The organism is Verrucomicrobium sp. BvORR106, from assembly GCF_000739655.1.
GTDB lineage: Bacteria > Verrucomicrobiota > Verrucomicrobiia > Verrucomicrobiales > Verrucomicrobiaceae > Verrucomicrobium.
This window is the reverse complement of the sequence record NZ_BATR01000163.1, coordinates 12495-35110: the sequence shown is the minus strand read 5'-3', so window position 1 is coordinate 35110 and position 22616 is coordinate 12495. Positions and strand designations below refer to the sequence as shown.

15 protein-coding genes are annotated in these 22616 nt (G+C 61.3%); 9 read left to right on the top strand and 6 right to left on the bottom strand.

Features of this window, described 5'->3' with window-relative positions:
• Positions 1–88: 88 nt before the first annotated feature.
• The 3 genes from BV106_RS28930 (at position 89) to BV106_RS28920 (ending at position 3568) form a co-directional block, all read left to right on the top strand.
• A complete protein-coding gene (locus BV106_RS28930; protein ID WP_038170664.1) occupies positions 89–1201 on the top strand; it encodes a hypothetical protein in 1113 nt (370 codons plus the stop codon).
• 73 nt (positions 1202–1274) lie between these two features.
• Positions 1275–2366 (top strand): hypothetical protein, encoded by a 1092-nt coding sequence (locus BV106_RS28925; protein ID WP_038170662.1) that lies wholly within the window; start codon positions 1275–1277, stop codon positions 2364–2366.
• 143 nt (positions 2367–2509) lie between these two features.
• Complete coding sequence (locus BV106_RS28920) at positions 2510–3568, top strand: hypothetical protein (RefSeq protein WP_038170661.1); 1059 nt, start codon at positions 2510–2512, stop codon at positions 3566–3568.
• A 42-nt stretch (positions 3569–3610) separates the two neighbouring features.
• On the opposite strand, the gene BV106_RS36415 is transcribed toward BV106_RS28920, so the two are convergent.
• Together BV106_RS36415 and BV106_RS28910 are read right to left on the bottom strand one after the other, a co-directional pair.
• The gene (locus tag BV106_RS36415) at positions 3611–4189 is read right to left on the bottom strand and encodes a hypothetical protein (RefSeq protein ID WP_051946456.1); all 579 of its coding nucleotides are present in this window, start codon (positions 4187–4189) and stop codon (positions 3611–3613) included.
• Between the two features lie 55 nt (positions 4190–4244).
• Positions 4245–4487, bottom strand: a complete 243-nt coding sequence (locus tag BV106_RS28910; RefSeq protein WP_265596184.1) for a hypothetical protein — start codon at positions 4485–4487, stop codon at positions 4245–4247.
• Positions 4488–4613: 126 nt separating this feature from the next.
• Here BV106_RS28910 and BV106_RS28905 point away from each other — a divergent pair, with 126 nt between their 5' ends.
• The 4 genes from BV106_RS28905 (at position 4614) to BV106_RS28880 (ending at position 10937) form a co-directional block, all read left to right on the top strand.
• Positions 4614–5402: a transglutaminase family protein gene (locus BV106_RS28905; protein ID WP_038170659.1), complete on the top strand. Its 789-nt coding sequence runs from the start codon at positions 4614–4616 to the stop codon at positions 5400–5402.
• A 105-nt stretch (positions 5403–5507) separates the two neighbouring features.
• On the top strand, positions 5508–7358 hold the full coding sequence (locus BV106_RS37675) for a GDSL-type esterase/lipase family protein (protein WP_081892410.1): 1851 nt from the start codon (positions 5508–5510) through the stop codon (positions 7356–7358).
• Between the two features lie 167 nt (positions 7359–7525).
• The gene (locus BV106_RS37670) at positions 7526–9766 is read left to right on the top strand and encodes an SGNH/GDSL hydrolase family protein (RefSeq protein ID WP_051946455.1); all 2241 of its coding nucleotides are present in this window, start codon (positions 7526–7528) and stop codon (positions 9764–9766) included.
• Between the two features lie 94 nt (positions 9767–9860).
• Entirely contained in the window at positions 9861–10937 is a 1077-nt protein-coding gene (locus BV106_RS28880; RefSeq protein WP_038170658.1) for an ABC transporter ATP-binding protein, read from the top strand.
• Between the two features lie 285 nt (positions 10938–11222).
• On the opposite strand, the gene BV106_RS28875 is transcribed toward BV106_RS28880, so the two are convergent.
• Positions 11223–13793 (bottom strand): PVC-type heme-binding CxxCH protein, encoded by a 2571-nt coding sequence (locus BV106_RS28875; protein WP_038170657.1) that lies wholly within the window; start codon positions 13791–13793, stop codon positions 11223–11225.
• A gap of 116 nt (positions 13794–13909) precedes the next feature.
• Here BV106_RS28875 and aroE point away from each other — a divergent pair, with 116 nt between their 5' ends.
• Positions 13910–14752, top strand: a complete 843-nt coding sequence (gene aroE, locus BV106_RS28870; protein WP_038170656.1) for a shikimate dehydrogenase — start codon at positions 13910–13912, stop codon at positions 14750–14752.
• Positions 14753–14990: 238 nt separating this feature from the next.
• Here the strand turns inward: aroE and BV106_RS28865 are convergent, their stop codons facing one another.
• The 3 genes from BV106_RS28865 to BV106_RS28855 form a co-directional block, all read right to left on the bottom strand.
• Positions 14991–19958, bottom strand: coding sequence for an autotransporter-associated beta strand repeat-containing protein (locus tag BV106_RS28865; RefSeq protein ID WP_038170655.1), 4968 nt, complete (start codon positions 19956–19958; stop codon positions 14991–14993).
• A 349-nt stretch (positions 19959–20307) separates the two neighbouring features.
• Positions 20308–20841: a GNAT family N-acetyltransferase gene (locus tag BV106_RS28860; RefSeq protein ID WP_051946454.1), complete on the bottom strand. Its 534-nt coding sequence runs from the start codon at positions 20839–20841 to the stop codon at positions 20308–20310.
• Between the two features lie 236 nt (positions 20842–21077).
• Positions 21078–21479 (bottom strand): hypothetical protein, encoded by a 402-nt coding sequence (locus BV106_RS28855; RefSeq protein WP_265596183.1) that lies wholly within the window; start codon positions 21477–21479, stop codon positions 21078–21080.
• A 545-nt stretch (positions 21480–22024) separates the two neighbouring features.
• Here BV106_RS28855 and BV106_RS28850 point away from each other — a divergent pair.
• A complete protein-coding gene (locus BV106_RS28850; protein ID WP_265596182.1) occupies positions 22025–22612 on the top strand; it encodes an ATP-binding protein in 588 nt (195 codons plus the stop codon).
• Positions 22613–22616 lie beyond the last annotated feature (4 nt).

The window sequence follows — 22616 nt, the reverse complement described above, 5'->3', positions numbered from 1 at the left end:
TCCGTTCACCCAAGGCAGGTGATAAAAAAGATCCCCAACAGAATCGGTGGGCGCTGGACTATGAATGAAAATTCATTCATTATTCACCATGCTTCACACCGACTCCCCGAACCCTGATGCTCCGGTGGCCCCTCCTATCCGGAGACGCTGGCTCGGTTCAGGGGCGCTGATCGCCGCCGGATTGTTCATCTTGGGGAGGCTGGCTGCGGAGCCCTTCCGGACGCTGGGACACTACGATGGCCGGGCGATGGAAGCCTTTGCTGCCGTGGAGCACTATGGTCTGCGCAAGAAGGCGGTGGACCCACAGGTGGCTTTCTTTGGCAGCAGCCAGACGTTCTGGGGGCTAGTGCCGGAGGTGGTGGGCCGCGCTTCTGGACATGATCCGAAAGAACTGCGGGTGCTGGGGGTGGAGGCGGGGACGCCCTTCGACATGTGGAACCTGATCCGCCGAAATCCGGAGTATTTTGATGATCTGAAGCTGGCCGTGGTGGAGGTGAATCCCGTCATGATGCAGGCGGTGAAGGAGGGCGATCCACGCTTGCAGCACTCGATCAGCCAGTACGCCACCCTCGAGGAGCGCAACCTGTTGCACTACCGGCATGAACGGATGAAGCAGCAGGCGGAGTGGCTGCTCCCGCTGACTTCAGCCAGGCACTCCCTGCGCTCGGTGTTCCTTGCTCTGGCGGATCCCGTAGAGGGTGCGGAGCTCTATCCCTTCCCGGAAGGACGCATTCACCCGGCTGCCGACTGGTACATGCAAAATGCCGGGGCCGTGACCAAACGCTCCATGGTGCCTGCGGAGGTGGCCGCCCGCAGGCTCGTGGGCTCCAAGGGGTGGAAGGCCTCCGCCCTGCAGGATCTCTGCCTGAAGAAGGTGCTGGCCTGGATGGAGGAGCATGAAATCCCGGTGCTCATTCACCAGTTCCCGCTGCATCCTGAGGTGGTGGATCTCATCCGCAGCGACACCCAGTTTCATCACTGCTACACCCAGTACTCCGCCTACGTAGAGACCCTGCGACCGAAGGCGGCAGGCATGGTGCGACTGCTGCATCCCGATGAATGTGGTGCCGGGAAGTCAGGGATGGCGGACCGCATGCACCTGAATGAAAGCGGTGCCAGCTACTACTCGCTGCATCTGGGGGAAAACATCCGCACCCTGATGGACCCGGTGACGGCAGACAAGGTGCGGGATGACCTCTGAGTAAATCACTCCCGGTTCGAGGTTGGATTTTTTACTTGGGTATGTTATGCGTTTCCGGCACTCTACCCTCCACATGGCAGACACTCTTCCCACCCCACCCAAGCGCGGCGTTTCGCAGTGGTTCGGTTCAGGAGCGCTCGTGGCGCTGGCCGTCCTCTTGGCGGGCCGGTTCGCAGCGGAAAACTTGCGGGGGCTGCCCCACTTCGACGAGCGGGGCGGGATGGACGCGTACGGCGCGGTGGAAACCTACTACCTGAAGAAGAATCCCAATCCGGTGGAGGTTGCCTGCTTTGGCACCAGCCAGAGCGTCTTCGGGATCTCTGAGAGCGAAGTGGCCACCTGCCTCGGGGAAAAAGCGGAGCGGGTGCGCAATCTCGGTACCCCCGGAGGCACACCGTTCGATATGTGGAGCCTCGTGCGACGGAATCCTGAGAGTTTCAAGGACCTGCATCTGGCGGTGGTGGAGATCAACCCCTTCGTCCTGCAGAAGGGCCTGGAAGGTGATGACCGCATGGTGCTGAGTCTGAGTCAGAAGGCGACCCTGCATGAGCGCCTCACGATCGCCAGTGCTCACATGCGGAGACGGCAGTTGATGGATCTGGTGTTGCCGCTCTACTCGGCCCGGCGATCTCTGCGCACAGTGTTCCTCAATGTGCTTGATCCCTGCCCGGGCAATGCGCTCTGCCCTTGCCCGGAGCAGAAGGCTCTCCCAGCGGCTGGCTGGGTGGTGAATCACGCCCATCGCTACAACCGTGATCGTCAGAAGGTGTCACCGGAGATGGTGGCGCGTCGTTTCTTTGGCAACTGGCGGGTGTCGGAATTGCAGGATGAATCTCTTCGGAATCTTCTGGCCTGGCTTGATGAACACAAGGTGCCGGTGGTGCTTCACCAAATGCCCGTGCATCCTGATGTGGTGAAGCTCGTGAAGTCGGATCCGCGCTACAGCAAGGGATTCCGGCAGTTCTCCGACTACGTGGCTTCCCTCAAGCCAACTCCCGCGGCCGTGATCCAGATTCTGGACACCGACGAGTGTGGGGCGGGCGAGGGCGATCTTGCCGACCGCACCCACTTGAACCAGCTGGGGGCGAGCATCTATTCGCGATATCTGGCTGAGAAAATCAAAGCGGTGCCGGGACTGGCGGTGACGGTCAGCCAAGGAGGTTAGCCGGCTGTTCCTCCTGCGAGGCAACGCTTGCCCGGCCAACGGCGGGACAAGCACTGTTGCAAGAGGTTTAGGAGGCGGCTCGTGAACTGCGAGCCACGAGGCCGGATGGCGATGGCCAGTGGCCCTGCCAGACGCTGAAGAATATGATATTCAAGATAACGCTCACTGCCTTCCTCTTCGGCACCGTAGTCGCTTATTCACAGGAAGGTCGCTCAGAGTCCGGGGCGAATGGAGAAGTCGAAATCCTTCGTGATCCCGGCTTCGTGCAAGGCGTGACTCAGGGCTATGCCAACCATTTGTCCCCGGAGGAGCAGGCCGACTGCCTGTCGCGCTGGACAAAGAAGGGCGTCAAGAACTCCCAGTGGGCGTTTTGGGAAATCAGTGAGCAGTTGCATTTCGCCCACAACGGAAAGACCCCGACCCTCCCGCGACCGGGCAGTTTCAACTGGACCACCGCCAATGGAGCCAAGCAGTTCCAGATCGAAGATGGGGTGGTGCGCATGAAGCTGGATACGGCAAAAGAATGGCGCGAAGGCGGTAGCCTGAACCTGCCTGACAAGGAGGGGAGGGCTCCGAAGTATGGAGACCCTCACACCGTGTGGCCGCACTTCCTCATCGGCCAGCATTTTGCCAAGGACAACGCCCCCGGCACTGTCCTCTCTGAGGGCGAGAAGCTAGGAGTCGAGGGGCCGCAACGGCTTCGATTTGGGATCGATATCCGTTTGAACCGTCTGCAGAAGAGCAGTGACTGGGATCATCAGGCCGAATACGGCGCCTCCAATCATGCCATTTTCTACATGGCCTTTATTCTCATGCCACGTAGCGCGTCGCGGCTTGCGGACACTGGCAAGTTCTACATGCTGGTTCCGGCGATCTTTTCGGAAGGAAATGAGGCAAACGTGCCAGGCTCGGCGCCGTGGATCGGGCTCGACCAGTTCGGTGATGGCGTGTATTTCTCAGGGGCCCACCCGACGCTCAAGGCGAGTTCGTGGGTGTCTTACGACATTGATGTGAAGCAGCTCATCCGTGAAGGCCTGGCCGCTGCGACTCAGCGGAGCCTCGCTCAAAAGAAGAATCGCTTGTATCGGGTCGAGGACTATTGGCTCGCTTCCATGCTGGTGGGCTGGGAGATTTGGGGAGGGTTTGATACTGACATTGAGTTCAAGAACCTCTCATTGCGGGGCGGGCCCGCAGGCAGGTGAGCGCCTGGTGCGTAGCAGCTGGTTGCGTCTTTGCCAGGTGTCTCACGCTCCAGCGAACTCTTTGCGGCCCGGCTCAGACTGCAAGACGATGAAGGTGCAGATTCCCAGCAGTGTGCCCAGTGGAATATTCATCACGTTGACGCCCGCCATCACCAGGATGAGCAGGCGATTGCGACGCTGGCGGATGCAGCGGCCGGCATAGATGGTAAGCCCGGAGATGGCCCAGCCGATCAGGACGACCACAAACATCACCCCGGCAAAGATACGGAAGATCCAGACCGGTGGTGGCCCGGAGGAATGCTGACTTTGTGAAGTGGCTGAAGGCGTCTCCTCGCGGTTTCCGTCCTGCGCTGACGGGGCATGGTCACCAACGAATTGCTCGTCATGACGGTGCTGGTGGGAAGAGGAAGACTCCCACTGGGAGGCGGGAATCATCGAAACCGCGCCAAAGATCGCCACATAGATGAGGAAGAAGCTGGAGAACAAGATGCCCATGCCACCAGCGATGAAATAACCCCAGGAGAGCAGACGGAGCCGCTCATGGGTGACCGCCCGGATCTCACCGGGCGTCAATCCGCCCAGCGTGGTTTCAGGAAGCACAGGTGGAGTGAGGGGATCCATGGCGAGGCTGGGGAGGGGCTGAGTTGCGGAGAGGGCAGGGGGGGCTCCGCCTCGATCAATGAATCTGGAAGGTGTTGAACCCATTCTGCTCCTGCTGCCGTGGCACATACTGGGAGTCACGGGAAGGCTCTCCCAGTACCGGGGTCCCACCGTACACGTTGTTGTAATGCTCCATCTGCCGGGCTGATTTGCGTGAGACAGGTGTGCGGGGATTGACCGGGCCGCTGCACGCCACCGGGCCCAGGGCCAGAAGGGTGAGGCAAAGAGTCGCCATGGCCAATGCAGGGTTGGTACGCATGGATGTGATGTAAAACCATTTTGAGCGGGAAGGCAACTTCCCCGGCATGCTTCACGGCCATCGCTGCAGGGCAGGGCGAATCCGGGGTAGGCGGCCTGGCGGAACCCGGTCGCGATTTTTCACCCCATGATCCTCGATGCCACCTGCCAGTTGGACTATGAATGTCCCAGTCCCGTCTCCGCCGTCTTCATGCTGCGTCCGCGGAGCGGATGGGCCCAGTGGATCATGAAGGAGTCGTTTCATCTCCATCCACGGGTGCCGGTGGTGGAGTTTGACGATCTCTATGGCAACCTCTGCCAAAGGCTCGTCATGCCCAAGGGGCGGCTGCATCTGGCGGTGGAGTACCGGGCGGACGTGGCGGATGGAGTGGATGTGGACCTGATGGCGCCCATACTGCCGGTGGAGCAGCTCCCCACCGAGGTGATGCACTATCTGCTGCCCAGCCGATATTGCCCGTCTGACCAGCTCGGGAAGCTGGCGATGCAGGTGGCCGGGAACTCCCCCAAGACTTACCTGAGAGCTGCCCGGATCCGGACCTGGATTCACCGGAATGTCAGGTATGAACACGGAGCGAGCCACTCCTCTACCTCCGCTCTGGACACCGTCCAGAGCCGGGCAGGCGTCTGCCGGGATTTCGCACACCTGGGCATCAGTCTCTGCCGGGCGATGAATATCCCGGCGCGCATGGTGGTGGGTTTCCTGCACGAACTGCAGCCGATGGATCTCCATGCGTGGTTTGAGGCCTATCTGGGAGGGCGCTGGTTTACCTTTGATGCCACGGAGGATGTGACCAAGGGGAACCGCATCGTGGTGGCCTATGGACGTGACGCGGCGGATGTGGCTCTGGCGACCCTGTTTGGCCCCTTCAAGCTCAAGGCCATGAGGGTGACCGTTGGCGAAGTTTTACCACATTGAGTTGCAAATAGTTGGGAAGAAAGGCCAGGGTGCTGGCTATTAGAGGGAGGGGCAAGTGCTGAACCCGTCGGTATGCGCCCCGTTCGCTTCCTTCACCGTCACCTCATGTCCACTCTATTGAATCGTTCCTGGTCGGCCCTGCTGCTGTCGGCTGCCGTTTCCGTATCCACCTTGATGGGCGCGGATACCCTCCTGGCCCAGTCAGCCAGTGCTTCCTCCGCCACACCTAAAGGGCTTCCCGATGCGGGGCGGATCGTTTTCCTGGGGGACAGCATCACCGCGGATGGCAAATATGTGGAGTATATCGAGACCGTACTGCTAGCCACGACTTCCAAGCGGTATGACATCATCGATCTTGGCCTTTCCAGCGAGACTGTCTCCGGGCTTTCAGAGGACGGGCACGCGGGTGGGAAGTTCCCGCGCCCGGATCTGCACGAGCGGCTGACCCGGGCTCTGGAGAAGACCAAGCCGCAGCTGGTGGTGGCTTGCTACGGGATGAATGACGGGATCTACTACCCCTACAGTGAGGAGCGGTTTGGCAAATATGAGTCTGGGATGCGTGACCTGCGCAAGGAAGCTGCTTCCCGCGGCATCGGCGTCGTCCACCTGACGCCCCCCGTGTTCGACCCCTTGCCGATCAAAGACAAGGTCCTGCCGGCGGGACTGGACGCGTACCCGAGGCCCTTTGAAGGTTATGATGGTGTGCTGGCGCAGTATGGTGCCTGGCTCCAGCGGATGGCGGAGAGTGATAAATGGGTGGTGGTGGATGTCCATGGGGCAATGACCAAGGCGCTCGCGGAGAAACGCAAAGCGGACGCAGCATTCAGCTTCTGTCGTGACGGGATCCATCCCAATGCCGAAGGGCACTGGGTGATGGCCCAGCCATTGCTCAGCGCCTGGGGGGTAAAGCATGACTACCGCGTGGAGGATCTCACGGCGCCTCAGGGACGGCTGGCGAGGCTCTACAAGTCTGTGGCTGCCCGCCAGCGCCTGATGAAAGCGGCCTGGATGAGCGATGTGGGCCACAAGCGGCCCGGGGTGGCCCCGGGGCTGCCGCTGCCTGAGGCACAAGCGAAGGCCGCCGCTCTGACGACCGAGATCCAGACTCTGCTGTCGGCAGGGCCTTCCGCCTGGGTAGGGGTGGCCAAGCCAGAGGCTTCTGCTCCCGCACCGGCCTCTGCTTCGGCTACTGCGCCGTTCCCCGGCAAGAAGAGCAACTGGAAGGGATTTGATCGCTATGAGTTCGATCTGAATGGGCAGGTGGCGAGTGTGGTGGTGCCCAAAACGATCGCGAAGGGGGCACCCTGGGTCTGGCATGGGGAATTCTTTGGCCACAAACCGGATCCGGATGTGGCTCTGCTGGGAAAGGGCTTCCACATCGCCTACCTCCGAGTGAATGACATGCTGGGCAGCCCGCCCGCCGTGGAGAAATGGAATGGCTTCTACAAGGTGCTGACCGAGCAGTACGGACTGGGTAAGAAACCTGCGCTGGTCGGGCTGAGCCGTGGTGGTCTGTACTGCTACAACTGGGCCATCGCCAACCCGGACAAAGTCTCCTGCATCTATGCGGACGCTCCGGTGTGCGACTTCAAGAGCTGGCCCGGCGGGAAAGGGAAGGGGAAGGGTGATCCTAAAAACTGGCAATTGGTGCTGAAGCTGTGGGGCTTCAAGGACGAGGCGGAGGCTCTGGCCTACAAGGGCAATCCGGTGGACAACCTAGGGCCTCTCGCGCAGCGCAAGGTGCCGCTGCTCCATGTTTACGGTGATGCGGACGACGTGGTGCCCTGGGATGAGAACACCGGGATCATCGCCACCCGCTATCGGAGCCTGGGTGGCCCCATTGAGCTGATCGAGAAAAAAGGTGTGGGTCACCATCCGCATGGCCTGCAGGACAGCACCCCGATTGTGGAATTCATTCTGAAGCACGCCAGCGAACCCTCGAAGCCTGCATCTTAAGGGGTACTGCGGGGCGGGAACCCGCACAGATTGTCAAAAATCGCTTGCGAGGGGCGTTTTCAGAGGTCGGTTTGCAGTCCCTGCCTTCTCGGCAGGGCGGCGTGTCTTCGGGCACGTCTGGCGAACTCCTGCCCGTCCTTTCTCACCCACCTCCGACTTCTCTCGCGATGAATCTCTTTTTGAAGCACGCCTGGCCGACCTCCGTGTTGTCTGCCGTGATGGCCGTCTGCGCTGGGCTGGGGGCCAGCCAAGTGTCCGCGCAAAGTTCCGCCTCCGGCTACTCCGTGGGAAAGGTGGGGGAGCTGCCCAAGGCGGAGCGCATCCTCTTCCTCGGCGACAGCATCACCGCGGATGGCAAGTACATCGAGTACTTGGAGACCATTGTTCTGGCGACCACGGACAAGCGGTACGACATGATCAACCTCGGGCTCGCCAGTGAGACGGTGTCCGGGCTTTCTGAGAACGGCCACGCGGAGGGAAAGTTCCCGCGTCCCAATCTGCATGAGCGCCTGGTGCGGGCTCTGGAGAAGACTAAGCCCCAGCTGATTGTGGCTTGTTATGGGATGAACGACGGCATCTACCATCCGTATCGGGATGACCGCTTCGTCAAGTTTGTGGCGGGGGTTCAGGTCATGCGCGACCGGTCTTGGGATCGAAAGATTGCCATCACTCATCTGACCCCACCGGTATTTGATCCACTGCCGATCAAGGACAAGGTGCTGCCAGCGGGGCGGAATACCTATCCCCAGCCCTTTGAGCGTTACAATTCAGTGCTCGACCGCTACACCCTGTGGATGAATGGCAAGGCCCGCCGCACGGGATGGCGGGTGGTGGACGTGCACACCGTCATGGCGGACTACCTGGAGGAGAAGCGCAAAACGGATCCCGAGTTCACCCTGGCCAAAGATGGCGTGCATCCCAATGCTGAGGGGCACTGGGTAATGGCTCAGCCGGTGCTGGCCTCGTGGGGTGTGAAGCATGATTACAAGCTGGAAGATCTGACCACGCCAGAGGGGCGCCTGGGCAAGCTCTATGCCGTGGTGGCGGAGCGTCAGCAGCTGATGAAAGCCGCCTGGCTGAGCGAGGTGGGGCACAAGCGACCCGGGGTGAAGGACGGTCTCCCTCTGGAAGAAGCGCAGCAGAAAGCCGCAGCCCTGACGACGGAAATCGAGGCGATCCTCAAAGGCGGCTCCGCAGTGCTGGCTGGCAGCCCTGCTCCTGAAGCGCCGGTGCCCACAGCGGTGCCTGTTCCCGAACCTGCGACAGGCGCTCCCATGGCAGTGCCTCCTGCGGTGGAGCCTGCACCTGCGCCCGCTCCGGAGCCTGCGGCTCCCCCGATGCCTGTGGCGGTTGCTCCAGCTCCAGCCCCTGTGGTGGAACCGCAAGCGGCACCGATGGTGGCCGTTGCTCCCGCATCGCAACCTGAGCCTGCCCCGGCCCCCGAGCCTGCGCCGGCTCCTCCCGCTGCCACTCCAGAAGCGGCACCCTCCCTGTCACTCCCCCCCGCGCCCATGGTGGCTGCGGCCACCTTGGTGAAGGCGGAAGCCGTGCCGCTCTCCGCGCCGGTACCACCGCCAGCTTTGAAGAACCCAGGGGTGATTCCGCTGCCCGTGGGCACGGTGGACGCGACTTCAGAACCGACTGGTCCCGCGCTCTTCCCGGGGCGTCGCAGCAAGTGGCAGGGCTTTGACCGCTACGACTTCGATGTGAATGGGCCGACGGTGACCGTGGTCGCGCCGAAGACGGCGGCTAAGGGCAAGCCTTGGGTTTGGCATGGGGAGTTCTTTGGTCACAAGCCGGACCCTGATGTGGCCCTGCTGGAAAAAGGTTTCCACATCGCCTACATGCGGGTGAGTGACATGCTGGGCAGCCCCCCTGCGGTGAAGCACTGGAACGCTTTCTATGCCGTGCTTACCAAGCAGTATGGGTTCAACAAGAAACCCGCTCTTGTTGGTCTGAGCCGCGGCGGTCTGTACTGCTACAACTGGGCCATCGCCAACCCGGACAAGGTGGCCTGCATCTATGGCGATGCACCGGTGTGCGACTTCAAGAGCTGGCCCGGTGGCAAAGGCAAGGGCAAGGGTGACGCGAAGAACTGGCAGCTCGTGATGGACCTCTGGGGGTTCAAGGACGAAGCCGAGGCCCTCGCGTTCAAAGGCAACCCGGTGGACAATCTGGAAGGGCTGGCCAAGCGCAAGGTGCCGATCATCCACGTGTTCGGAGATTCGGACGACATCGTGCCCTGGCAGGAGAACACCGGCCTCGTGGCGGAGCGCTATCGCAAGCTGGGTGCCCCGATTGAATTGATCGCCAAGGCAGGCGTGGGTCATCACCCCCACGGGTTGCAGGACAGCACACCGATTGTGGAGTTCATCCTCAAGCACGCAGCTTCGCCTTCGCGCCGGTAGCAGGCAGCATGCAGCTGATACCGGGGCTTGAGGCTCCGGTCAGGTTGTGAGGTTCGTTGCTTGCCACCACCCTTGAGACCCACTAGAAAGCGGGATGGTTTCGATTTCCATCAAGCACGTCACAAAACGGTTCGGCCAAGTCTTCGGGCTGAATGACGTGAGCCTGGAGATCCTGCGTGGGGAGATGTTCTTCTTGCTCGGGCCGAGCGGCTGTGGAAAAACCACTTTGCTGCGCCACATCGCGGGCTTTTACCGGCCGGACAAGGGGCAGGTGCTTTTTGACGGGGAAGACGTCAGCGGCCTGCCGCCGCATCGGCGCGGGGCGGCCATGATGTTCCAGAGTTATGCCCTCTGGCCCCACATGGATGTGGCGGCGAACGTGGCGTTTGGTCTGGAGGAGCGTCGCCGTCCGGCCAAGGAGATTGACCAGCGGGTGGAGGACGCACTTGCCATGGTGAAGATGGACGGGCTGGGGGATCGGCGCATTTCACAACTCAGCGGAGGGCAGCAGCAGCGTGTGGCTCTGGCCCGGGCACTGGTGGTGCGTCCGCAAGTGTTGCTGCTCGATGAACCGCTCTCCAATCTGGACGCGCGTTTGCGCATTGAGATGCGCTCCGAGATCCGCAGGATCTGCCGCGACTCTGGACTGACGGCGGTCTATGTGACCCACGACCAGAAGGAGGCTCTGAGCATGGCGGACCGGATGGCCGTGATGGATGGAGGAAGGATCGTGCAGGTGGGAACCCCTCCGCAGATCTATTGCCAGCCGGCCAGCAAGATGGTGGCGGCCTTCATTGGCGAGACGAACCTGATCAATGGTACGGTGAAACAACAGAGCTACCGGCATGGTCTCTGGGACGTGGACACCCCCTGTGGCATGCTGCGAGGCAGCCCGAGCGGGGAGTTTGTGCCCGTGGCAGGACAGCCGGTTACCTTGTCGATCCGGCCCGAGGCCCTCTTCTTGGGAGAGGTGGGGGATTCCCCCAATCGCTTCTTCGGGAACATCATCGAGACCACCTACCTGGGTGAGATGGTGCAGTATGAACTCTGCACCCGGGACGGGACGCTGCTCCGCATCAGCGAGATGAATCCCTCCACGCTGTACCAACCCAGCCCTGATGAACTGCGGCTGATGGCACGGACTGAGGATGTGCTGATCATGAGGCAGTAGGAGAGAGACGCAAGACTGGAAGACACAAGGCGCAAGGCCTGAGGTTTTGGCGGGGAGAGGTGATCCGGGAGAAGTGACGCCATTGGCAGACGGGGCTGCGGAACATGGGGAACGGTGGCTTGGGCGTATCGCTCTGCGGCAACTGAGCCGGTTGGGACAACCGGACTACACCTGAGGCGGCGCTGCGGGAGTAGTCCGACGGTCCCCGTCGGGGCGGGAGCGGAGAGGAATGCGGGAATGGGCCTGGAATTGTTGGCCGCTCCAGCACCTCAGCCTGAACCGTTGCTATTTCTTCGACTTCAGATACTCCACAAGATCCCGGATCTGCACATCGCTGAGACGGGCGACCATGCCCTCGGGCATGATGGAAACGGGGAGGTGCTCGCGTTTGGTGATTTCCTCAATCTTCACATCAAACGGCCGGCCGTCGAGGCCGATGTAGGTGTGGACGTTGCCGCGCTCCATCAGCTGGAAGGCGGTACGGGCTTTCCCCTCGCTCGTGGTCAGGTTGTAGGATTCGTACTGGGGCGGGACATTGCGGCTGGGCTGGAGCAGGGATTCAAGGATATAATCGGGCGACTTGGCGGCGCCGATGGTGGAGAGGTTGGGGCCGGCCGGGCTGCCCACACCGTCCATGCGGTGGCAGAGCACACAGCCGCCAAGTTTGGGGTGGAAGAAAACCTCGCGTCCCTGCGCAAGGTCGGTCTTGCCCGGCACCGCGGCCAGATACTTCTCCCACGCGGGAATGTCGTTGAGCGGTGGACGGCCGGTTGGTGGGGGCGGAAGCGGGGCATCGCTCATGGCGAGCTCCTTGGCGCGCTTCATGACGGGGGCGGAGTCCATGTTGAGGATGCCGAGAGCCTTCTTGTCCTCCTCATTCAAAGTCATGCGCATCAAGGCGGCAGATCTTGCTTCCGGGGACTTCTTGGGATCAAACGCCACTTGTCTGAGGAGGCCTTCGCGATTGTTGTCGCGGAGGGAGCCAATGATCTGGGTGACAAACTCCTGGAAGCTGCCGTCGCCTTCGTTCAAGAGGGGAGCGAGATCGGAAGCCAGAAGTTGATGTTCGCGATCTGGGAGGATTTCCAGAGCGGCACGCTTGAGTCGGAACGGGGTCTGGGCATCTGCCAGCCGTGCCTTCAATCGCTTGATGAGATCTGGCTCCTGGAGCTGCTCTGACTCCAGCCGCCCCAGGGCGGTGACGCCGGCGTAAAAGAGAGCGGGGGTGAGTTCGGGGTCGGTCAGGAGTTTTTCTACGTCTGCCTTATAGTCCGCCATCCGGTTGTCCGAAACCCACTTCAAAGCCAGGAGGCGGACGGTGGGATCCGTGTCGGCCAGGAATTCCCTGGGCAGCAGCAGAGGCTCGGCTCCCGTGCGCTTGGCGTCGCGGCTGAGCGCGAGGAGCAATCCCTGTCGCTGGCGTGGGTAGGGGAGCTTGTTGTCCTTGAGAATCCAAAGGAGGTCCTGCTCCCTGGCCAACCGGGTGATGGCGGCGGAGAAGGTCCACGGATTGGGGTCATTGAGCCACTCGGCAGCCTCCAGGGCGGTGACCTTTTCCTTCTTCAGGATTTTGTCGAGTTGTTCCTGTTTCCAGGCGACGCCGCTTTTCACAGCGAGCGGGCCCTTTAGGTCGGTCACCTTTTTGGCTGAGATTCGCCAGATGCGTCCCTTGCCGTGGAGTTCGTAGTCTCGCTTCACCCAGTCACTCACATAGAGGGAGCCATCGGGAGCCGTGGCAAAGGCGACTGGGCGGAAATCGTTGCCACCATGAACCAGGACCTTCTTTTCCGCGGGGAGGTAGGCATGGGCCGTGTCCGGCAAGCTGTAGGCCTCGATGGTGTGATCCACCCAGGAGGCAACCAGCAGGCTGCCATGCCAGGGGGCGGAAAGCCCCCGGAAGCCCTTGGTGGCATTCGGGGCGTAGAAGGTGATGTCGCATGGGGCCTCGCCCGTGGCGGCAAGCATGGGCAGGGTGCCGGGGAGTTCCCCGTCCCAACTGATGAAGGGGTGCAGACCGCTGCGGCCATAGCGGAACTGGTAGCCGTAGTCGCCCCCTTCGATGACATGGTGCAGACGGCAGGGCGGACGGGAGTCAGGATCATTGTCGGTGGCGAAGAGATCGCCCCAGGAATCGACACAGACTCCAAAGGGGTTCCAGAAGCCGGTGGCGATGCGGCGGAGCTTGGCTCCCTCGATGGTGACGTGGAAGATGTTTCCGCCTTCTCCTTGATCGCTGTGCTTGCTGCCGTCTGAACCCAACACTGTGTAGGCGGCGCCGAGATTCTCTCCCAGCCCAAAGTAAAGGCCACCATTGCCGTCGAAGGCCAGCCCGCCCAGGCCGTTGTGAGGGTAGTTTCCTTCCGACTCCAGGAAGACGAGCTTGCGGTCCACCTGCTCAGCCTTGCCATCCCCGTCTGCATCCCGCAGCCGGAGGATCTCATTGCGCGTGGCCACATAGACGGAGCCATCCGGAGCCGTGGCCAGATCCATCGTCATGCTGGTGCCCTCAAAGAACACATTGGCCTTTTCGGCCTTGCCGTCTTTGTCGGCGTCTTCCAGCCAGAGAATGCGGTCGTGCTCGGGTCCCTGGTAGCCGGGAGGGCGGAAGTGGGTGTTGCTTTCGATGACGAGCAACTTGCCGTCTTGGGTGAACGTCAGCCCGATGGGCGTGCGTAGTAGTGGATCGCTGGCAAAAAGGTCTACCTTCAGGGCGGTGTCCGCCACGGCAGGGGACTCAATTTTTTCTTTCGAGGTGCCGCCGTTCCCGTTCTGGCCCCAGGCAGGGGCCATCAACAGCAGGGCAAGTCCAGCCGACAAGGTCAGGGCCGGGATTGGCGGGAGGGAGACACCGTTCATCAGCGCCAGTTTACGCAACGGTTGACAAGGAAACAATCCGGGAGTCATGATCTTTACTCGATGGATCGAAAGTCTGGACTCGGTCGGTTCGTCCTGTATGCACCGCCTGTCGCAGCATGAACTTTCTGCCCACCCTCACTGGCTGTTTTGCCAAGCCTGTCGCTGAAAACCCCACTGTGGTGATGATGGAGGCGGCGTTCCGTCACCACGGGCTGCATTATCTCTATGTGAACATGGAGGTGGCTCCGGAGGATCTGGCAGACGCCGTGCGCGGGGCCAAGGCCCAGGGGTACGTGGGATTCAACTGCAGCCTGCCCCACAAGGTGGCGGTGATCGAGCATTTGGACGGGCTGGGGGAATCGGCGAGGCTGATTGGCGCGGTCAACTGCGCGGTGAAACGCGGGGACCAGTGGATCGGGGAGAACACTGACGGCAAAGGTTTCCTCAACAGCCTTCAGGAGGTGGCTGACCCCAGTGGCCAGCATGTCGTCATCTTGGGTGCCGGAGGCGCGGCTCGGGCCATCGCCGTGGAGCTGGCCCTCGCGGGAGCGAGGAAATTCACCATCGTGAACCGCTCCGAGGATCGCGGTATGGAGCTGACAACGCACGTCACACGGAACACGCCCGCTGCGGCGGTGTTCGCACCGTGGACGGGACCTTTCGCCATCCCCGAGGATGCTGGAGTGGTGGTGAACGCGACCTCCATCGGACTGTATCCGGACGTGGATGCCATGCCGGAGATCGATCTGGCCACCTTGAAGCCCAAAATGGTGGTGGCGGATGTCATTCCCAACCCTCCCTACACCCGACTGTTCAAAGAGGCGGAGAATCTGGGCTGCAAGGTGCTGGACGGTCTGGGTATGCTGGTGAACCAGGGTGCGACCAACATTGAGTATTGGTCTGGGGTTTCACCGGACAAGGGCGTGATGCGTGAGGCGCTGACGAAGTTGTTCGGTTAGAGGGCGCGGTTTGGCGATTTGCACCCGATGGGCCTACCGCTCCGCCGTAGAATACGGGGTGCCCTATTCCATGGGTTGCACTCGCTACGCTCGCTTCCCCGTGGCTATTCTTGGTGAACCCTCCGGGTTCGAGGGCCAACGAATGTAGTGTCTCGTGACGAGGCCAAATGGATGTCAATCTGGATCCCGGAGGAAGCTGTTTGAAACAAACAGAGCCTCGCCTTCAAAGAACCAAGCGCTAAGCACGCCTTCTCCTCCTCATCACTCCCGCCGCCAGAGCCACCATCAGCAGCACCATCCTGCCCGGTTCGGGGACGTTGGTGATGGAGATGATGCCATCCGTGTAGAGTTTGCTGGTGTCCCACGAAAGATCGCCGCTCAGCCCTGGGAGGGAGAGGAGGCTGAACTCTCCCGTGCGGGACCCGAGGCCGGACCAGTCAAAGAGTTTCCAGGAGTCGTTCACCGCCCATTCCATCATGTCCGTGGGGTTGTTGATGACCAGGGTGGCCCCGCTTTCGATCACCAGGGAGCCGTTGATGACCATGACATCTGCCGCGGTGCCGTCGCTGGTGTTGTTTCCCAACATCTGACCATGGAGCAGGTCGAGGGCGAGGCTGCTGCCGGTCTTGAAGGTGAGGGTGCCACTGCCAGTGGTGGCGATCTCGAGGCGGGCGGCCTGCGCGATGGCCAGGGTGGAGTCTCCCACTGCGACGATGCCATTGACTGTGATGTTCGAACCAGTTCCCGGTGCCACCCGCCCGATGCCTCCCAGCGTGGCTCCTGCGGCCACGGTGACATTGCCAGTGCCGGTGGCGGATCCGGGGCTGCCACCGGTGTTCATGGCCAGGAAGGTTCCCGCCAGGATGTTGGTGCCGCCGCCGTGGGTGCTGGCGCCGGTGACGGCCCAGGTACCGGTGCCAGTCTTCTCAATGCGCGTTAGGATGGTTGCACTCGGGTTGTTAATGCTGACGATGGAGTTCGCTCCGGTGTTGGTGCCGCTGAGACGCAAGAGGCGCTCGACCGGATTGGACCCGGCTGCCTGCATCGCAGAGGTGAATTTCACCGTGCCGGTGCCGTTGTTTTCGAGCACGGCCACGACGGAAATGATCTCATTGGGTAGATCAGTGTTTGAAATCCGGACCACGCGATTGGTGGATGAGTCCGTGCTCCCGATGTAGCGGAGCACGGAGTAGGCATTGAGACCCGTCGAGCCAGTCGTGCGGTTCGAGAGGTCAATGATGCCGGAGTCTGCTGTGAGGCCGGTGCCGTTGAAGGTGCCGGTGCCCAGAGAGCTGACTTGACCAAGGTCGGCCAGCTTTTCCACCTCGATGATGCCGAAGGAAATCGTGGTCTTTCCTGCATAGGTGTTGTTCGCGCCCAGGATCAGCGGGGCGTTGTCGGCCGCCATGCGGATGCTGATGTTGTTCTCATACTGTCCGGCGCCGCCGATGTAGCCTTTGCGGAAGTCGCTGGTGATGTTGGAGCCATCCAGCAGGAAGGTGGAGAGCACCGTCCCGCCCCCCACGAGGGCGTTCTGGGTGCCATAGCCGTCGATTTGCAGCCAGTCTGAGTACACCAGGATCGAGGTGGTGTTGTTGCCGATCTTAAACTTGCCGCTGGTAGCGCCTCCGCCGAGGGTGTACTGACCTGCGGTGTTGATGTTGCCCGTGCGGAGGTGCAAGGTGCCTTCTATCACCTTGGTGGTGCCAGAGTAGTTGTGCGTGGCCGTGTCCAGGATGACGGTGCCAGCACCGCTCTTGGTGAGAGATGTGCTGGTATTCGTGCCACCCAGGTTGTTGTCGATGTTCGCGGTGATGATGAGATCGCCCAAGGTATTGTTCTGCACGATCACCAAGTCGGAGGTGGTGAATGACAGGCCAGTGGAGTTGCTTCGCAGTGTTCCACCGTCAATGTAAGTCGTGTGGGCGCCCACGCCCTCTCCCACGAGAATGCCTCCGGTGGTGAGCGTGATGCCGTCACTCATGCCGATGTAGCTGCTCTGTGCGGCATTGAACCGGAGGCTGCTGGTATCTGCACTGGCTGCGAGTGTGATGATGCCTGCGCCCAGCACCACATCGGCGTTGCCGGACAGGCTTGTGGATGTGCTGGCAGTGTAGCCGTCCACAATGCTGGAGAGTCCCACGATCTGACGTCGTCCATCCACTGCCGCGGTGGTGGCAGCCCAGTCGTTCTTGCCCCAGGTGACGGAGGCGGTGCCATCGTGGGTGATGAGGGCATTGTTCACGCCGCCGGTGGTGCTGTAGCTGCCAGCAGCAGGTGGGGTGAACTCCAGAACGCTGCCGGAGAGCGCGCGGGCAATGTTCCCAAACGAGATGTTTACAGCGGTAGCACCATTTTGCACCGTGGTGATGTAGGACTGGCCGACGCCGATGGCCAGATTGCCAAACTGCTGGCTCGTAGTGGTGCCGGAACGTCCGGTGACCCGCAAGGTGCTGCCCGTGATGGTGAGCGCGCCCGGCGTGGAGAGACCATTGTAGAGGAGGTTCGTGGAAACACCCGCATCGGCGAAGTCCAGGTGCAGTTCGCCTCCGCCAAGCGTGGTGGTGCCGTCATAGTTGCTGGCGGCACGCAGCGTCAAGGTGCCGCTGCCGTCCTTGGTGATGGAGAAGATGCCGGTGCTCTGCCTGGAGATGGCATCGAGTACCAAGATGTTTCCCGTGCCTCCGAAGGCGAGCGCCCGGTTGGTGCTGGAGTTGTCCTTGATGATGGCGCTGCCACTGGCGACATCCAGGGTGAGGGTTCCATCCAGCGACTGGATGCGGGAGGCGTTGTTGACAGTGATGAGCCCGGTAAGGCTGTTGTTCCCGCCTGTGCTGCGCAGACCCCCGCCCAGACTGGTGCCGGTGCTGCCCAGTGTGAAGGTCTCTGCTATGGACCAGCCGTTCCCGCTAAGTTCGACGGCTCCCGTGCCGGAGACCGTGGTGGCCCCGGCGGCGGTGCCTAGCGCGTTGACGTGGCCAATGCGCAGGATGCCATTGCTCACGGCGGTCGCAGTGGTGAATGCATTGTCACCGTTCACGATCATCAAGCCACTGCCGTCTTTCGTAAAGGCGGTGCCAGTGGAGGAATTGATCCGGCCGTTGACCACCAGGGTGCCAGCCCCGCCAAAGGTCAAGGTGTTGGAGGTGGAGCTGACGGTAATCACGTTGGTGGCGAGGGTGGCCCCCTGAAGCGTCAGCGTGCCAGTATCCACATTGATGCGGCCCGGCCCGGCCAGGGTGAGGAGACCCGTCAGCGTGTTGCTGCCGCCCACACTGCGCAGCGCTCCGTCATTGTTCACTCCGTTCCCCGCAATGCTGATGGCTTCTGCCGAGGAGACGCCCCCGGAGAGTCGTAGCGCAGCTCCCGCGAGGACGGAGGTCGAGCCCGCTGTGGTGCCTAGAGCCCCTGGGTGACGTATCTCCAGAGATCCGCTGGCGATCTGGACGCTGCCTGTAAAGGTGTTGTCACCATCCAGGACGACATTGCCCGAGCCGTTGATGTAGAGGTTCACGGGACCGGCGGCATTGTTCACGATCTGAGAATGGATCGTCAGGGTGGCGCTGGGCGACATGTTGGTGAGGAAGAGGCTGGCCCCGGTGGCAGTGCCTGCCGTGAGCTTGCCTGCGCTCCCAACTCGTCCCACGATCAGATCTTTGGCTCCGCCTGTTATTTGGATGCCGGCTGTCTGGCCCAACTGCAGTTGATTGCCAGTGCCGATGTCGAGCAAGCGCTTTGAGACGGCGTCGGTTTGAGAGATGGTGGCCACGCTCGCCGATCCGCTATTGGTCACGACGGCACGGGAAGCGTTGCTCAGTTGGAGATCCGTGGTGGCAGTGTAGGAGTTTAAGGTGCTGCCCAAAGCGTGAGTGGTGGTGCCGTTGAAGCGGGTCACGACACCGTTGCTGGCCTGAGCCCAGCCGCCATTACCTGAGGCATCGGCAATCGTTGCCCAAGGACCGATCAGGCCGTTGGCCTGGGTGGTGGTGATGGTGCCTGACGCTGGGGTGACGATCGCCAAGGTACTGGAGGCCAGGACACGACTGATAGTTCCCAGCGAGATATCCATGGTGCCTGCGGTGCCTGAGATCAACGTGAGGGTGGACCGGGTACCGTTCACACTGAGGTTCCCGAAGCGCTGGCTGTTAGCGGCACCGTCCTTCCCCTGCAAGACCAGTGCGGCCCTCCCGTACGAGCCGCCTATGAGTTCAAGGATCCCCGCTGTGGCCACGTTGTGGTAGAGAATGTCGTCCTCCGGGGCACCGGCTCCGTTGAAGTCCAAGGTGGTGATGCCGCCAGCGACCGAACCAGAGCGGCCGAACGTTGTCTTTCCAGTGTAGGTGTTGATTCCAGTGATGGTCAGGATGGTGTCCACTGCCGAGGCGAATCTTGCGAAACCGAAACTGCCGCCCTGCTCGGAGATGCCGCCGGAGATAGTGGCGTTTCCTGCGGACGCGTTGGTCATGATGCCCGCATCTGCCGTCAAAACGATCTCGCCGGTAAACGTCATGTTTGCGGAGTCCACCCGGATGGCTCCGTTTCCGACGCCGTTGCCAGCCAGGTGGATGTCGGTCACGTAAGTCTGGCCCGTTCCGCTGGTGGCAAGGACGCTGCCTGCTTGGACCACCACCTTGTCGAGGCCCTCGATAGTGTTGTTGCCAGCAGTGAGCAGGAAGATGCCCTTGGTCAGATCAGGGGCGGATTGCAGCGTTAGCGTGCCCGTGAGGTCGTTGTCATTGGCAAAGCGCAGATACTGGAAAGTCGCTGACAGCGTGCCGGTATCGCGGGCCATCGTCAGGTTATGGGCTTTGACGGCAAGGTTGAAGTTGATGAACAGGATGGTGCCGGAACCGGAGGAGCTGTTTTCCGCCGCGATGATGACGGCGCTGTCTGCGAAGTTCAGGGTGCTGCCGTTGGTGGAGCTGAAGGTGTGGGTCATGCCCCCGGTGAGAGTAGGTCCGCTCTGAAGGCTGTTGAACCGCATGTTGCGGACGAAAATGTTCTCCGTGAGATTGATCGTGCCGCCGGTAACGCTGTTAGTATTGCCGAAGGCGGCGTCCGTGGTGCCGTTGTTGGCCCAGGAAACATTCTGGTTGAGAGTAAGATCATACCAGTTCAAGGCGGTGGTATTCCAGTCGCCGCCGCCGTTCTGTGCCCCGGAGTTGGCCGGTGTGGGCACGCCGTCAAAGGTGAGCGTCTGGGCCAAGCCGGGGAGCGTCAGAATCGTACAGACAAGAAGTGGAAAAAATACGAATGTGATGTGTCTCATACGGCGGGACTGCTGGTGGCGTGGCCGTGGACATCCCTTGTTCCGCGGGAAACGGTGTTTTTAAGGGAGTCTTGGGCCGATGTTCACCAAGCAGTCCGCATGCCACCCAGGTCATAGGTGTAGGGGTGGGTCATATTCGTACCAGTAGTGGGCAGGAAAAGGGCTCTCAAAGGATGCGCACACGGACATGCACCTGCAAAATCAGGAGGCTCCAGGCGAGACGTTAGCCTCCCCTTGGTAGGGCAATAAGGGGCTTTCTGATGCCCGTGGGAGTTGCCCCGTGTGATCAATGCAGGGATTCAGTCGACGACGTCGCATTGGCTGGCGCCTCACCCACAAACCGGTGCATGAGGTAGGCATCCACATAGCCCAACTTGGCATGTTGGAATGCCTGGGGAAGGGTGGCCAGGATCTTGAAACCGTGCCGCTGCCAGAGGCGTACTGCTGCGCCGTTCGTGCTGACGACGATATTGAACTGGATGGCCCGGTAGCCGAGCCGTTCGGCCTCGGCAATGGAGTGCTCCGCCATGATGGAGCCGACGCCCATGCCGCGCGCGCTGCTGGCGGTCATGTAGCTGCCGTTGGCCACGTGGGCCCCGCGTCCCGGCTGGTTGGGCTTTAGGATATAACTGCCAACAACCTGACCGCTCCCGTCCACAGCGACATACGCGTGGTGGCCCGGCGCAAGCCAGTAGGCGAGGGCTTCGGCCCGGCTCGTGTGCTCCGCAAAGACGTACGCGTCACCACCCTGGATCACTTCATGGAAGATATGCCAGATGGCATCGTGATGCTCAGAGGCGGCAGGGAGGATGTGGATCATGGCGATGGCCGGATGGGAACAAAAGCGTTCTGCCCAACTTAGACCATGGACCGGTGCCGACTGACAACCGATTTTCGGGTCGCCATCGGGAATGATCCTGAAAGGGATTCTGCTGAGGCTCCGGTTGGCCGGGCCGGAAACCTGCAGAAGGGGCGCAGCAGTAGATTTCTTGCGCGAATGAGGGGCAGTTGACGCCATTCAGACGCCCTGTCTGCGTGATCGAAACTTCAGACGGATCAGGCGCGGGGCAGCGCCAGATAGGAGGAGGTCACGCGCACGCTTTTGCCAGCCTGGGAACCGGACGCCACATGCACACGAGCCAGGGCAGGCTGGGGAGCATGATGGAACACGCTCATGAGCTGCTCCCAAGGATGGATGACCGCGTTCATCGCAGCTTCCATCAGAGCCTTGCGACGAGCGGCGCTCTTGGCACGGCGGGCTTCTTTGATCCGCACGCGCTCCAGCACAGCGGCCAGCACGCGGCTCTGGGTCAGAGTGGGCACCTCGGCAGTCTGGGGATTGAGGATGCGGTATTCGCTCATGGAGATGGAGTTCTCCGAGTAGATGGTGGTCTCGATGGAAGTGGTCTCGCTTTCGTCAAAGTGACGGGTGCGGTCTGTCTGGGTGTTGGTTTTCATGTTCTGTTTGCCTTGTGGGCGGCTCTTATCCAACTTCATGTCATCTGCGCGTCGATTGTGACGAGTGGTTGAAGTCAGTTCCCTTTTCATGGGTTTAAGGGACCATACGTGCCGCGAACCGGATAAGACTGAGTTCGTCTGTTGAGGCAACCTCCTGGGTATGCTCGTGGCCGTCGAATGCTTCAACGATACGAGGATGGCGGCCTAAGAAAGATGGCGCGAAAAGCGACTGCCGACTTGGCGAACATCCATCTGGAAGTGGGCAATTCGATGCAAGGCAATGCACGGTCAATTTTAGAACAGATTTTGAACACTTTTTAGGCAGGCTTTTTGCTCATTTTGAGGAGCTTAGAGGGGGTGCGTCAGGGGGCTTTAGGCAGTGGCAAAAAAGTAACGAGTCCATTACGGCCAATCTGAAGTTTGCGGCGAATATCACGAAAATGTTCGCTCTCTCAGACACCTTATCATCGCACGAAGCCAGGCCCGATCAGGCGCTTCAGGCTGCCTCGACCTCCAAAAGAGAGGCGGGACCTTTTCGCCCGCATGTGGCCGCGAAGGAACGCGGGGAGTCTGCTCGTCGTCGGGCACGCCGTCTGGCGGAGATTCCGGACAGCCATCTGAAGCCTTTTGAACCTTGGCGGACCAGTTTGCCCCGGGAAGTGGTGCAGCGCGCCTTGGATTGGTGTGTGGAAGGGGCTGAGGATTCGCATGGCATTGGGCTGCTGGGTCCGGATGGCATGGGCAAGACTCGATTGCTCGTCACCTTGCTGCTCCAACTGCCGGATACCTGCTCGTGGATGTATTTGCCAGCCTCCCGTCTGGCCACGGCGGTAATGGATCAACGTGATGATGACGCCCGGGTGGTGCAGAGAGCCCGTCGGTTGCTGAGCGATGCCCGGAGGGTACGGGTGCTCCTATTGGACGATATGGGTGAAGAAGACTCGCCCCGCGAGGCTGCGCCGGAGCTGGAAGCTCTGCTCGACCATCGTGGTTCCTGCGGCCTGCCTGTGCTGTGGACCAGCCAGTTTGGATTGAACGATCTGGCAGCCCGCTATGGAGGAGAAGGTTGGGCCATCGTCCGCCGCCTCACGCAGGCCTCCTGGCTGGTGGAGATGGGAGATGCGGAAGTTTAGTTAG